This window comes from Vreelandella rituensis, from assembly GCF_003336665.1.
GTDB classification, from domain to species: Bacteria; Pseudomonadota; Gammaproteobacteria; order Pseudomonadales; family Halomonadaceae; genus Vreelandella; species Vreelandella rituensis.
The window spans coordinates 13,045-27,390 of the sequence record NZ_QPIJ01000055.1 but is presented as its reverse complement, the minus strand read 5'-3'; the positions used below and the strand labels follow the sequence as shown (position 1 = coordinate 27,390).

The 14,346-nt window shown below is 58.7% G+C and carries 6 protein-coding genes and 1 pseudogene; 2 read left to right on the top strand and 5 right to left on the bottom strand.

From position 1 onward, the window contains the following. Positions 1–48 precede the first annotated feature (48 nt). Positions 49–408 (bottom strand): TRAP transporter substrate-binding protein, encoded by a 360-nt coding sequence (locus tag DU506_RS17275; protein WP_235825740.1) that lies wholly within the window; start codon positions 406–408, stop codon positions 49–51. 84 nt (positions 409–492) lie between these two features. Beyond that, the gene (locus tag DU506_RS17270; protein WP_114488129.1) at positions 493–1,485 is read right to left on the bottom strand and encodes an asparaginase; all 993 of its coding nucleotides are present in this window, start codon (positions 1,483–1,485) and stop codon (positions 493–495) included. 262 nt (positions 1,486–1,747) lie between these two features. On the opposite strand from DU506_RS17270, the gene DU506_RS17265 reads away from it, so the two are divergent. Continuing rightward, complete coding sequence (locus DU506_RS17265; protein WP_114488128.1) at positions 1,748–2,479, top strand: FadR/GntR family transcriptional regulator; 732 nt, start codon at positions 1,748–1,750, stop codon at positions 2,477–2,479. Positions 2,480–3,162: 683 nt separating this feature from the next. Continuing rightward, a pseudogene (locus DU506_RS17260) lies at positions 3,163–4,108 on the top strand (IS1595 family transposase). 39 nt (positions 4,109–4,147) lie between these two features. Here DU506_RS17260 and DU506_RS17255 read toward each other — a convergent pair. The 3 genes from DU506_RS17255 to DU506_RS17245 are packed head-to-tail and all read right to left on the bottom strand — an operon-like array spanning position 4,148 to position 14,336. Next, positions 4,148–8,305 carry a HEAT repeat domain-containing protein gene (locus tag DU506_RS17255; protein WP_114488127.1) on the bottom strand — a complete coding sequence of 1,386 codons (4,158 nt, stop codon included), beginning with the start codon at positions 8,303–8,305 and terminating at the stop codon, positions 4,148–4,150. Beyond that, positions 8,302–13,470: a hypothetical protein gene (locus DU506_RS17250; protein ID WP_114488126.1), complete on the bottom strand. Its 5,169-nt coding sequence runs from the start codon at positions 13,468–13,470 to the stop codon at positions 8,302–8,304. The genes DU506_RS17255 and DU506_RS17250 overlap by 4 nt, the downstream gene beginning before the upstream one ends. Next, positions 13,467–14,336, bottom strand: coding sequence for a hypothetical protein (locus DU506_RS17245; RefSeq protein WP_147273770.1), 870 nt, complete (start codon positions 14,334–14,336; stop codon positions 13,467–13,469). The genes DU506_RS17250 and DU506_RS17245 overlap by 4 nt, the downstream gene beginning before the upstream one ends. Positions 14,337–14,346: the final 10 nt, after the last annotated feature.

Genomic DNA, 14,346 nt, shown 5'->3' with positions numbered 1-14,346 from the left:
AAGACAAGGCTGTAGAAGGCGAAAGCGCCTTTCCAACCGCAGGATTGCTTACCCTGCGGAAAAACCAACGAAGGGACGCTGCTTCTGCGATTCGCGCCCCTTAATCCGACAGACTGCTAGAGTAGCGGTTGGCGGGATGCCAATATCGACCAGCCCCATTTGAATCTGCTCGATAATTTCGACGTCACCACCGACCTGTGCGGCGGGAAGTACCTCAATACTGATACGTCCGTCCGACTTTTCCTCGACTTCTTCCTTGAAACGCAGCGCCGCCTGTCCATTCGGCGTTTCCTCGATCAGTACGTGGGCGAAAGTGAAGTTGAAGTCCGCCGCTTGTGCCTGGCTGATCCCGAATGACACTGCCGCGATCGCGGCCGCCAGTGATACTTTGGTCAACTTGTTGTTCATTGTTTGTACCTATTTATCGTTGTGGAGCCAAGCGCTAGCTTGGCATTCAAAGGCCTGTCGAAACGGAACCCCGACTCAACAGGATCAGGACATCGCTTGCTCGAAGCGAGCGGCAATGCCCTTCGGACTATCAGTCGAAAGCAGAACAGCAAGGGTTAAACGCGCCTTGCGAGCACTCAAGTCGCGGACGGCAATGGCCCCATGGGCCTGAAGACTGGCCAGACTTCCGGGGAACTCGTAGCGAGTATTGACCGGTCCTTCATGGCAGCCAGATACCACGACAACCGGCACTCCACCGCGCGTCGCCTCGCCGATGGCATCTATCCACGCTGGCGGCACATGCCCACGGCCAAGGCCTTCCACCACCAGCGCCTGTGCGCCACTGGCCAAAGCGGCCCCGACGAGACGAGGACTGGCATCAAGATAGCTGGATAGGATGTCGATGCGCGGCAGGCTTTCGCCAAGTGGAAGTGGCGCTGAACGCCGCGGGATCTGAGCCAGGTGGACCCGCTGACCATCTACATACCCCAGCGCGCCAACATCCGGCGCGCCGAAGCCATCCACCCGATAACTGTTGAGCTTGCGTACGCTCCGTGCGGCATACAGGGACTCATTGAAGACGACCATTACGCCAATGCCTCTCACACAGGGCTCTGCTGCAACGGTAATGGCATTGGCGATGTTTCGAAAGGCGTCAGTTCCCTCCTCATGCGGGGCACGTTGAGAGCCAGTCACGGCCAAGGCACATGACTGAAGGGATAGTGTGATATCAAGGAAATGGGCGGTCTCTTCCAGCGTATCGGTACCATGCGTGATGACGATGCCGATCACGCCCGGATCCTGTTCCAATGCCTGACACTGGCGGCTGATCTCGACCAGATCGTCTAGGCTGATGGCATTGCTGGGTTTTTGCAGTATCGAGCGAACTTCAATCTCGACGTCTCGCATTTGCGGCAAAGATACGCTCGCCAGCAAGGATTCTCCCGACATGGCTCCAGACACATTGAGGCCATTCACGCTGGGTTTACTGGCTATCGTGCCTCCTGTCGTCAACACGATGATGCGTCGTTTCGTCATGGCATAGCACCAAGTCTGGTTTGCTCTCGCCCTTATGGGCAACCAACGCAAGTCATCTCAACGCTCTTCTCGCCCTATCCACTGCTCACTGATAGGACATCTGATGTCTGACGTCTTAAGTCATGCTAGACTCAGCTCATGCCAAGATGCAAGCGTCATTTGTCTCACACCCACATTCCGTTGATATCTCGCCACAAACGACCAGGCTAAGCACGCCAGCGATCCATGTGCTTGTAGCCGAACGTCAGCAAGAGACTCCTTTATGAACACCTTGTCCAACCCGGCCGCTACGCCGGAGCAGCCAGAACGCTTCGATGGTTCCATCGAACGCAGCTCCATTGCCTTTCAGATATTGGAGCGGATCAAGTCCGCTCTTATACGTGGTGACCTCAAGCCGGGAGATTATCTGCCCTCTGAAACAGAGTTGACCCAGAGCATGGGCATCGGCAAATCGAGCGTGCGCGAGGCGATCAAAATGCTCCAGGCGATCGGCATCGTGGAGGTGCGCCGTGGCCATGGCACGATCATCCGACGTGAGCCGGGTGAACCACTGGTCGACCCCATGGCCTTTGGCATGATCCTGGCTCGTGGTATGACGCAAGATGTGCTTGAATTCCGGCTGATGTTCGAGCCCGCCTACACGCTACAAGCGATGGCTAACGCTACTGATGAGGATCATCGGCGAATTCAGAAGGCTATTGACGACATGGCCGAGGCGATCGCAAACGGCGAGCAGACATCACGCCACGATGTCAGCTTCCATCGCGCCATCCTGCATGCCACACACAACCCAATGACAATTCGAGTCGGCCAGACGCTGCTGGAGTTGATCGAGGCGGCCCTCGAAACGTCGATGCAGACACTGCCGGAAACTGCCCTCAACGATCACAAGGCGATTTATGCCGCCTTCCAGTCAGGTGATGCCGAGGGAGTAAGACACGCGATAGAGCAAAGCGCCAAAAACTGGGAAACCAACCTTACATATCGCGATTGAGCCCATATGCGTCCGGTGAACCCACCTTCTGGTGAATTCCGTGACACTAGGTGCCCACCTATTCTGAAATGGGCATCTATCATGGCGACTCCGAGCAGGTGGAGACAGAAGGTGCTGGGCCACAGCAAGCATGTAAATACACCCGCGTATCATGCTAGGTATCGATACGGAACTTCATGCTCTTGCAGTCAAGGGGTTTTATAGTGTTGAGTTAATGGTTAGCTTTAAAATAACGGTATAATTAATAATCTTCCCTGCCTATCCAATTTATATTTCGCAGAACTACGTGCGATCCTGCGCTACATCTATTGGTGAATGCACCCCCGAATCATGCTGCGCGTTAATCCAGAGCTTCATCGTTCTGCCATAATGTGGAGAGCATGACTGACATTCTCGGTATGCCAAGGAAACGTTTGCCACCTCCCCGTCCTTCCATCCAGCTGACTCCTTGTGATCGCCTGATTCACTTCTGCAATTGACCCAACGCCAAAGAAAATCGACACACGCCAGCTAGATAATTGCATTGCCACACAAGTTGCTTGGCGGCAAGTCTTAGTTCTACTGTGTCACAAATATTGTCATCGACTATACAAGAAAATCATACCTGATTACTCACCTCAGTCAGCCATCAGGCCAGTCTTGAACTACGATGAAAGCATGTGGATGATCAAGGCGTTATCGACATGGCTCGCAACCCTATCCAGTTTCAACCCGGCCTGTCACTGCCGGCCTTCCTCGAACAGTACGGCACGGAAGAGCAATGCCGTGCGGCCCTCTACCGGCTTCGTTGGCCCAAGAAGTTCGTATGTCCCGACTGCGGCAACACGGCGTGCTGCCAGCTGTCGCGAGGGCTCTACCAGTGCCATCACTGCCATCATCAGACCTCGCTGACCGCCGGTATCATCTTCCATGGCACGCAACCTGCCGCTGACCACCTGGTTCCTGGCGATCTACTACCTACTGACCCAACGCAAGAATGGCCTCTCGGCACTGCAGCTGTCCCGGGAACTCGGCGTCACCTACAACACGGCCTGGAAGCTCAAGCACAAACTGCTGCAGGTCATGCACGAGCGCAACCCGGGAGAGACGCTTACTGGACGCATCGAGATCGATGACGCCTACCTGGGCGGTGAACGACCGGGAAAGCGCGGGCGCGGCGCTGAGCACAAATTCCCGTTTGTGGCGGCCGTGCAAACCGATGAGGAGGGCCACCCGCAGCGTGTTCAGCTACGCCGTGTGAGCGGCTTTACCCTCACCGAGATACGTCGCTATGCGCAACAGGTCATTGCGCCGGGCAGCCAGGTCATCAGCGATGGTCTGGGGTGTTTCCGGGCTTTCGACACACCAGACTACGCCCACGAGCGCCACATCACGGGCGGAGGGCGTGCCAGCGTGGAGAACCCTGAGTTCAACTGGGTCAACACCCTGCTGGGCAACGTCAATAACGCCATCACTGGCACCTACCATGCCATCCGCGGGCAGCACGTCCCACGCTACCTGGCCGAGTTCGAATACCGCTTCAACAGGCGCTACGACCTCAAGGCCATGATTCCGCGCTTTCTCGCGGTGGCGGTAAAAACGCCGCCGATGCCGTACCGGTTCCTGAAGATGGCTGAGCCATGTGCGTAATCAAATTACTTTATGCCGCCTGGGGGCGGCCTTTTGCCGTCACCTTCTAACCAACCAGCCGCCCTTCTGGCGCTTCGTCAGGTACTGTAGCTCATCAGCGGCTCTGGCCGTACTGATGCGCTGACTCACCATATCGCGATAGATGCGATCGGCCTTGCGCCGGCGGCGAACGGCATCGCCCACGTCGAGAAACTTTTCCACCCAAGACACGAGAGTCAGCCAGAGGTCATTTGTCGGCTCGCCAGGTGACTGCCCTTCTTGTTCCTCGGGCTTATTCCTGGCCTCCAGGTTGGCGGCAATCAAGCGAAGTTCAGCCTGGAAGTTCTCGCTCTGGGCCACCGGCAGCTCCCGTGCCCGGTGTAGAAGATCCTGCATGTACTCGGCCGAGAGCAATCCATATTCCTGAAAGCTTGCCAGAAACTGCAGACCCCGAGTAGCCTCGCCACGCTGGCCGCTCAGAATCATTTCCCCGGCGGCGTGAATCTTGTCCCAAGCCTGCCAACGGTAGACCCAGTCAAGTCCCGGACCCTTGATGTTCTGCATGCCGAGTATGCGGTTGGTGTAGCCAGGCGGTGTCTGCTCGCAAATCAGGTTGACTAGCTGCTCACCGGTCACGAAGGGAGAGCGCACGATCTCGATGCGCGACCTGAACCACTTCCAGAGCAGGTCGCGGGCCCGCTTATCATGCGAATCAGAGGGCACCGGTGTCTGGGCTATCCGCCCATCGAGCTCGTAAAACTCCTGCCATTCGCGGTAATAGTCTTTGTGATGTTCAAGAATCGTCTTGATATGGCGGGAAAGTGGCATCTCTTGCGCGAGCGTCTTCAGGTAGTCGCTGGGGTCAGCCAAGTTTTCCGCAAGCACCTGAGTATCGTGAGCCACATCCAGACCCTCGAGCATGGCTGAGAGCCTGCCGAGCACCGCCTGTTCGGTAACGCAAACCCGCATCTGTCGGGCCAGACGGTGCCACTCAACCTGCGGATCAGGGTTGTTCTGGGAGCGCGGCCAGAGCGTGGTTTCCTCCCGACGCACCTGCCAGGACTCTTCGATATAGCCCATCAGGCCTTCGAGATTGGTGCCGATGAGAAAGTGACGATCCGCGCTAATGTCATTAACTAGAATGTCGGCGAATACCCGCGAGCGGGCCACCCGGTCGGCCCTGTTATTGATTACCGTCGAAATCCAGACGCCGGGCTCGGCCTTTGGGTCCTGCTTGTCGAAGCCTAGTCGGTTCCAGTTACCCAGCGCCCCAAGGCGCTCATTGGCGGACATGCCGTTGGTGAACTGCAGCTTTCGCCCCCGAGCATTGGCCAGGGGATAGACCTTAAGAACACCAAGATCGAGAATTACGTGGTCGGCCATGGCCTTGAGCGCGAACAGGCGAGGAATATCGAACTCATCGGCCATGCGCAGAACCAGTGCAATATTGGTGGGGTGCTCCTCGTAGGGAAAGCGCGACAAGGTATCCCTGGGCAGGAGTTCGGATTCGATCCAGCTGACGCTATGGCACTCGGTGCCAAGCTTCTGCGACGCCTGCTGCAGAATCGGCAGCATTTCTGCTTCGCTGGTGATCAGCGTCGAGTTTTTGGGAATGAACTCGGTCATGACGATGGGAATATCGATGCCCGCCGGGCCCTGGATATCCTCGTGGTCGGGGTAGGTGTTGGTGATGGTGGAAATGTCGTCGCGCATCCACTGCTTCTGGAGGATGCGCACATACGACGGTGTGAGCCCCATGCACTCCCAAAGAAACACATCTGCATCGAGCTTTTTTGAAAGCTTCACCAGGTCCGCTTGCTCCCAGATAGTGGCCTTGTCGTAGGGCCGGAACAAAAACATCTCCTGAAGATCACGGTGGCTGTAGCCGTGCAAAAACATCGCTTCGCAGCCCGTAGTCTTGGAGATCACATGAAACCCCATGCCATTGAAAAGTGCAGCCTTGAGACGTTCGGTGCCCGACTTTCCCCGGGTGCCCCAGCCACCGATCACCAATGGCAGCTTGTTGCGGGCACGGCGCGTGGTCAAGTTGACATAGACATGGCGCCCGACGAACAGCGCCAGCATGCCGGCCAAAAAGAAGATCAGCTGGCGCAGGGTGTTCTGGTAAACAGACACGAAGTACCCGGTGTAATCCTGCCACCAACCCACCAGCAGCGGCGGAAAGGCAAGCGCGGGAAAGAAGCGCCGCACCGCCGGGTCTTCGGGCAATGGTTTGGCATCAGGATCGGTGTGCGTGCGAAAGCCCACCGTGAAACCCAGCGCTTGAAGCGCCGTCATGTAGCCGTTCGCCGCCCCGCCGCTGTCGGCTTCCCAGTTGCGTAGCCTCGCGTAATGGGCAAAACGAAACGTGAGCTTCAGCCGCGCGCGAAGCCTGGCAATAAGTCCGCCGGGCGGCGTGATTTTGGTCACGCCTTCGCTTGTGTAAAGCGTCATCGGCCGAGTCGGCCAGGACTGATCGAGGCTGGATATCACCTGATCCACCAAGGGAAGATAGGGTCGCCAGCCGTCCTCGTCGCTCATGTGCAAGGGCTCGCCGGGCACCTTGGTGGGGCTCAGCTCCGACATCCGCGCCGAGGGCACCTGAAAGAGGCCATAATAGACCCGCCCGATGGTATGGTGGCCCGCCTGACGCTTATCCGGCGAGGAGTGCATGAGCTCGTACCAGGCCCGCCAGAGCCGAAAGCGAAAACGCTCCCAGCGCCGAAACGAGAGTTTGCCTGATGAGCGGCTGGCATCCAGGCCAAAGTCGGCTTGGGTCAGCGCACTCAAAACGCGGCCGAGCCGGTCATCGTCCGCCGCCGCGGGAACCTTTAGGCTACGCCGCTTGCGCACCGGCGCCTTTTTGAGCCGGATTCGAAGCTGCTCGTGAAGGCGTCGCGCCTCAGTGTCGGCCATGCACCAGAGGGTTTCCCGGGCCTGTGCCGCCCAGCGCCGCACCCGCAGATCATCTGCTTGGGTATGCAGCGCCGTGAGCACCGCAAAGCCGGTCTGCGACCACTGACCGAGGGCTTCTTCATCATCCTTCGAAAGCAAGACGGCGGCGATGGCCGCAATGATGTGGCAATACAAGCGCAAGGTAATGGGATGACCTTCATGGCGGGCGCCGCGATCGATAAGCTCCCGGCTGAAGCCAACATAGGAGACATCGCTCTCCACCAGCCGGATCAGGGCATGGACAGCATAACCACGAACTTCCCGGGCGCTGTCTTCCAGGGCAAGAACCGGCAGATGCTGAGTAAGCGAGGCTGGGCGCAACTTGATCAAAAGGTCAATCAACGCCTGGCGCACGGTTGGGCTTGGGTCATGCAGGGCCGTCTCGAACAAAGCCTCGAGTCTCGGATCATCGCTGTGCTCACCAAGCACCTGCACCGCATGTTGGCGCACAAAGAAATCATCGCCCTCTGCTTCACGCGTCAACCGACGCTCGATGATCTCCACCACAGCGGGGTAGCCCAGCACGCTCAACAGCGACAGCGCCTCAGTCTGAAGCCAGACCGGCTGGCGGTGATCCATGGCCAGCCGGTAGCTGTAGGTCAGGCTGCTGTCACCAAGATAACGCCCTCGACCTTCCGGCGGCAGAGAACGGGCAACGCGGGCCAGACCATGAAAGGCGGCAAGGCGAACGCGCAGATCGCCTTCATAGGCGAGAAGATCACCGATGCCTTCCTCGAGATTAAGCTGGCGCCAGCGCTGGATACTCTCCTCCGGCGTCACCGCATCGCCTCCCATGTAGGTCGAACCCAGCACTCCCAGCCGCTCCAGGCTGAAGCTCAGGTGACGCTCGCAATCAGCGAACTGCTTCTGGTAACGCTCACTGACTGCATCCGGGCCGAACCAACGTTTAAAAGCGGAACGATCACCCAGCAACTGGCGACGCCCGGCCCCCAAGGTGCGGGCATAGTCGAGCACGTGCCCCCGGATTTCATCTTCCGACCTGGCACTGGCAAGCCGCTCTGTAAACTCATGATGGTTGGCATGCAGACGGGTGATCTCCCGACGCTGAACCTCGATCCAATCCATCAAGGTATCTAGTAGCACTCGGCACAGGGTGTCGCGATCATCCTTAGGCAAGCGGCGCCCGCCCTTGTGCAAAAAGACCAAAATAGCAGAAATCTGGCGCCGGCTCACCCGCTGCCAGGGCGCGGAAAGCCCTTCCGTCAGAAGGGTTTCAGGCTGAAGAGTGGTATTACGCTTCATGGGTAGACCGGTTCCAGACGGTTGGTTTCAACATGCATTCGCTGCTGGGCGCGTCGCAGTGGCAAAAAATCGAGTTCATCCGGCCGCCTGGCCGGGCTAAGGCGCCCTGCGTTGGCCTCAAAACCGATTCTCAGTTGGAAGCCGAAGTTTCTGCGATCAATATCGTAGTCGGTCTCCGCGCGCAAGGTTAATGCATTGGCACCAGCACCCCAGCGCAGCAGGTTGCCGCCCACAAAGGCCCGCTTACGATCAATGCTGTCGCTACGGTCATTGTCGTTAAAGTAGCGACGCCAGCGCACGCCCGCCTCCCCGGCCACAGAGCCGAATAGCTGCCTAGCAGCCGTAGTGACTTCCAGGTAGTCGGGATCAAAGGGGTTGAGTGATTCGTTGCTGACCAGCACCCCCTCGAGATAGATCCGCTGATCCAGGTGAGGCGTCCAGGTAAGCCGATCCGAAAGCACCAGGCTTCGCTTGTGATCGTTCTTGTAGGGCGAGAAGACGTCCGGGTCAAGCTCCGCCAGGGCGCCGTCGGGTACCGAATCAAGGCTCAACCAGCGCTGGTTCAGTGTGAGGCCCGGCTCGTGCCTGAGCCGAGGCGACAGCTGATACGTCCGCTCGATGCTTGCCTGCAGCCGTGCCGACCAGTGATTGTCGCCATCCAGCTCATCGATTTTGCCGTGCTGAAGGTACGCCTCACTGAAGAAGCCGAGCTGCCAGTTGCTGTCCTCGGGGTAGAAGTCTATCCACTGTTTTGCGCCCAGCATGTTCTCGCTGCCCTCGAGCCAGCGCAGCAGCAGGTCACTGCGGCTGAACAGCCGCCTGTCCCGCTGGCGAAAACGGTAGCTTAAACCGGTCTCGACAGCACTCGTTCCCTGGGTGGGAGCCACGTCATCTTCACTGCCATCAATACGCTCGATAAATCTCAGGTAGCCACCCCAGCTATCAAGGCCGGCACCGGGAGAATGTCGATCTTCCACCGTCCAGGCCACAGGTTCGACAGGCGCCGGCGGCGGCAAAGGCCCTTCGGCGGGAACGGCAAGACTTGCCTTCTTCACGCCCGGCTCAAGCGGTCTTGCCTTGCGTGCCTGGCGCAGGGCATGCAGACGGTAGTAGCGATCCTCACCGTCGCCTGACTCGAAAGTCAGGCTCTGCCAGCCTGGCGCCACAAAGCGATACACAGTCGAGCCGTTGTGCGACGGCCACTCATCCACCCACACCCAAGCAGGCCCTTTGACGTAGAAGCTTGCGGGCTGGCCGGGGGCGGCAATGTGGTAGGTACGCGTTTCCTCCTCAACCAAAGGCGCCCCACTCTCGGCCCGATTGAGCTGGGCAGTCACAAACTGTTGTTGCCTCGGATCGCTTAGCCACAGCCGCAGCGCATGCTCTCCCGCGTCCAGGCGAATACGCTCAATCGTTCCCCTTTCCGACAAGCGAACCCGCCGGGGCTCGCGGTCGTCGATCTGGATCATCACTTCGGCCGGGATCCTTGCCTCATGGGGCAGAACGCGCTGATCTAGCCGTATCTCAATGGCAAGCGGCTCGGGCGTGAAAAGCTCCACGCCCTCCGTGCCTCTGCCGCTCAAGAGCATGGCCGCTGCCGGAAACTCGGGAAGCAGGGCCTGGCGCACGCGCCTAAAGGGCGAATGCATCTCCGCCTGCAGAGGCAGCTGGCGCACCCCGGCACTTTCGAAACTGCTGCTGATGCGCTCCCAGTTATATTCCTGAAGCAGTCTATCGGCTAGCTGACGGATGGCCGGCACCTCTTTATGGACCTCAGCCAGCTGGGCCAAGCGTGCGCTCACCTGGTCCAAATGGCCGGGATTTTGCTCAAGCTGCCAGAGCAGCGCCACGGCAAGAGCATGAGCCGCTTGCGGTGATTCGGGCACGCTAGCATTGGTGGCGATGTTCTTCACCTGAACAGCATAGCTACCTGCCGGCCAGTCTTTAGGGCTTGCAAATTGATCTGGAAATTCAAGGAATTCAAGGGCATCCTTGAAGATAAAGGCGTTCATGGCTGCAAGTTCACGCGTATACAGCTGTGCGGAAGGCAGCACGGGTAGCGGTTCGAGGTTCGCTTCACGCACGCGCAGGTAATTCGGCACCGTGGCGGCCAAAAAGCCGATCTTTTCCGCAGGTTCATGTAGCAAATCGTTCAAAGCCAGCGGCGTCAACGGTGGCAATACCGTCCAGGGGTGTGTCGGCTGCCATTGCCACAGCTGGGTCAGGTAGTCATGATCTAGCGGCCGCAAACGGACACGGTGCAGACCGGCCGGCACCTCAAACAAGATGTCATCGCCGGTGGCGGTGCCGGTGTTTTGATTGATCGTTGTAAGGTAGGGATTTTCCGCACGGCTGAGAATCGGCGACTGAAGCGTTGTCGTTTCACCTCCAGCGTCCACAAGTTCAGCCTCAAGCCAGTCAATCTCCCCCGGCTTGCGGGTATCCGGCCCCACTTGACGCAGCTGGACGCGCAGTACCGTTGGCCCCACCACGTTCAGCTCCACCGGGGCGTCAGTGCTGGCATGCGGCAGAGCAAGGGGCTTTTGCGTGACCTCGCTGAACAGCGTCGAGAAGCCTCGGCTGCTCTCGAGGCGATTACCCAGCGACACCCAATCAAAGTCTTGCTCTGGCGACAACGACCATTCAAGCCAGCGCTCCACGCCCGCCAAGCGCCGTTTCCGATCGAGGCTTTCAAGCGCGCGGGCGATAGACTCGGCATCGCGCATTCGCTCCATTCGTGCTCGGCCTGCCTCCCCGGCTTGGCGCCAGTGCTCCATGGCACGGGCATTGTCACCCCCGCGTGCAGCCAGATCGCCCTGACGCAGTGGGTCTGGCACGCTGCTCACGGTATCCTGCCAACCGGCTGCCTGTGCCGCCTCAGGCAGCCAGTTCGGTGTAATCCCTTCATGGGTGAGCAACAAGCCAACCTGGCTAGCCCAGAGGGAGTCGCCGGCACGATGCAGCGCTTCGCTTAAAGGATCGAGCAGTCGGCTGTCGCCTTCGCGTAGAAAGCGTGCGGCAAGCAGACGAACCTGACTTCCCCATTGCTGGGTCTTGGCGTATTCCGCCAACATATCATCCGTTGCCAGGCGCCTGGTCTCTGCATCATGCGCAAACACAGCCGTGGCAATGCGTTGGCGCTGCGCCAGGTAGTGTTCACCGAGGTTTTCAAGAGCGTTTTGCGATAGCCGGTAGGCTTCCGGATTCTGCCCGTAGCTTGCCCTGCCGAGCGTTTCCAGCACGCCGATCCAGTCTTCGCGCTCTGCTTCCAATCGAGCTCTTTTCAGGCGCTCATTCAGATTAGCCACGGCCTGGTTCGGGCGTTCCGGCCTTACGTCATCCAGATAGGCGGCCTGGGCGGCATGAAGATAACGCAGCATCGGGTACCACTGATTTTTCAGGGCACGCTCTGGGGTGATGGAAGGCGTAAGTGGCTCAGATTTGGGATGGGGGGCTGCTTCAAATGCCTGGTGCAGCTGGGCAAAAAGAGAAGAAGACGTCTCTTCCATCAGTTCACGATAAGCGCTCTCGCTGGCCTCAAAAGGCTGGCTGGCCCGGTACTGCAGCGACACAGGAATTGGCGCATCACTCCAGACGCGCACCTCGTCGACATCCGCTGGCAACGGCAGGGTCACGTTGGCCGTCGGCCAGAAATGGCCAGGGTCGCGGTTTGTCGTGAAGATACCTCCTAGTGTCGGGTGTACGAGTGACTGACCTTGGGAAAGCACAGCGTCCTCGGGTGTGGGCAGATCAACTTGCAATGCAGGGTCACTAAGCCTCAACCGTTTTGCCGGCGCTTCGTCGTACTGAACCCAGAGCTCGGCGTCCTTATGAGAATTCAGGCGAGCAACGGAAAGGCGCAGGCGTGAAGGCCCGAAGCGGAACGGTAACGGATAGTTCAATGCCTCAGTGCCCAACTCGACGAAAAGACCACGGCCTAGCCGGTCGAGCACATTTTCATCTAGGTAGTAGTCTTCATCGACCTCAATATCCAGCGGGCTGGTGGTGGCGAACCAGGCCGTGTTCATGGCAAGCGATTCACCACCAGCATCAGGATAGATATTGCGAAAAAAGCGCTGGCTGCGTTCGATATCTCCCACAAGCGCCTGCTTGGCCGTCTGAGGTTTAGCACCAGGCCAGGGTGTCGCCTCTTGTTCAAGAAAGCCCAGGGCTATGTTGGCAGCGCCATCAAGATGATTAGACTGGCGCAGGGCATCCAGTTCTGCCAGCGTCTTGCCATTAGCGGTTAGTGGCTGGTCAAAAAGCCCTTGGGTAAGCTCGGCCGTTATTGGCTCGGGTTCGTTGAAATCAAGAAAGTAATCCCCTTCAGCCTGCTCGATTCTTGCAAGCAAAGGCAGTGATGCCTTGAGTTTGAGGCGGTGTTCCCCCTCGGGAATCGTTAGGTAGCGCCGATCCATGCCGCCGTGCAGCTGGGAGGCGCCCACCTCCTGGTAAAAAGTGCTTAACTGGGTTCGCTCGATGCTCACCTGCTGCCAGGGCGTTTCGTCCAGCGCCCAGCTCAGAGTGTATTGCGTTTGATGCGTTGCCGCCTCGGCAGGCCGACTGGCAATGGCAAGTACCACAGGCCCTTCGATATCCAGCGCAAGAACCTCGCTTTGCCCCAAACGCAGAACGTCCAGACGCTCACCGTTATCATCAACAAGCTCGACTTGTTCGAACGCTCGCGGCGTGGAGGTTTCCTGGTAATAGTCCTGGTAATAATCCGGCGAATTCACAGGGTCCATTTCAGCCACAAGCAGCCGGCCGTGAACGTCTGTCTCTGCTTCCAGGCGGGCAAGCAGAGGCGAGGGTTTATCCTTCACATGAAACCACTCCTGGCCCTCAGGGCCGGGGGCCCAGAATGTCTGCCACCAGAGTTCGCCGTCTCGGGAGAGCCACAGCAAAGGCGGTGGCTGGTCATCATCCAGCTGCAGTCGAAGATGGCCTTGGGCAGCAAGCTCAAACGTTTCTGTCTCGCCGGCCTCGAGCCTCACACGGCCATTTCTTGAGTGATCCAGGCGATTGGCCAACTCCCAGATGAGTCGCGGCGGCTGGCTCGCCCGCGCTTGCCCGCTGAGCGGGTCTGAAGAATAGGAATAAGGGTGCTCCTGACCCATGGCGGTCAGAGGCAGCGTAGAGGCCAGGATCACGGCAAACCATCTCATGGGGCAGTCTCTGTCACGCACTGGATTAGGCTATTTCTGGCATCAGCGTCGCTTACTAATCGCTTGCGTAGCTGGGCATCAAGCTCCAGATGCACAAAGCCATTAAAGCCACGGCGACGCAGGTCAGCGGCCAGGGTGTTGGTGGTGGCGCCCAGTTCTTGGACATCCCGAGGGTAGAGCAGCGCCCGGATATCAAGCCGTTGCGACAGGCAGTCTGTCAGCTGAGCTAAGTTTCTTGATGGATTGCGGGTGCCATCGCTGAGAATGGCCTGGGCACTACGCCCGGCCCGGCTCTTGCGCTTGGCACTGCTGAAGCCGTGTAGTTGGAGTATCCACCCATCCGGGTACACATCGGCAAAGGCGCGGCTCAGCGCATGTAGGTAACTATCGGGAATATGTACCAAATCGGTGTCATCGCGATGGTAGCGATGGGTGGTGTTCCATGCCGCCGCCATGGCATCACTCTCCAGAAAAAGCTGGCGTGCGAGGGTGCCGGTACGCAGATCGTAATACTGGTGAGGCGCCTGAATCAGAAGTGGCGAGCCATCTTCGATGCGTGCGGCAAAGAGGCCGCGCCCCCGCCTCTCGCCTGCTTTTTCGGTCAACACAACGATACCCGGCTCCAATAAGGCAACCGGCTCGACGCCTAGGGCATCGAAACGAGAAGATGCAAGTTCCCTTGCCGCTTTAAGGCGGTCATCGGCGGCAAGCCAGCGCTTGAAGCTCTCTTGTGCCTGGTTGATGCTGTTCGTGGCGGGCACGGCATACGCTTCGCTTCGAGCCTGATCAAGCAATACCTCAAGGTTAGGCGCCTTCGGGGAGGCTAGTGTCATCACGCCGGGAACCAGCAGCATTGCTGACAGCATGAGAAAGCTT

What these genes read in the sequence shown, in the direction of transcription:
- DU506_RS17275 (WP_235825740.1), bottom strand. Translation starts at nt 408, where the DNA reads ATGAACAACAAGTTGACCAAAGTATCACTGGCGGCCGCGATCGCGGCA.
- DU506_RS17270 (WP_114488129.1), bottom strand. Translation starts at nt 1,485, where the DNA reads ATGACGAAACGACGCATCATCGTGTTGACGACAGGAGGCACGATAGCC.
- DU506_RS17265 (WP_114488128.1), top strand. Translation starts at nt 1,748, where the DNA reads ATGAACACCTTGTCCAACCCGGCCGCTACGCCGGAGCAGCCAGAACGC.
- DU506_RS17255 (WP_114488127.1), bottom strand. Translation starts at nt 8,305, where the DNA reads ATGAAGCGTAATACCACTCTTCAGCCTGAAACCCTTCTGACGGAAGGG.
- DU506_RS17250 (WP_114488126.1), bottom strand. Translation starts at nt 13,470, where the DNA reads ATGAGATGGTTTGCCGTGATCCTGGCCTCTACGCTGCCTCTGACCGCC.
- DU506_RS17245 (WP_147273770.1), bottom strand. Translation starts at nt 14,336, where the DNA reads ATGCTGTCAGCAATGCTGCTGGTTCCCGGCGTGATGACACTAGCCTCC.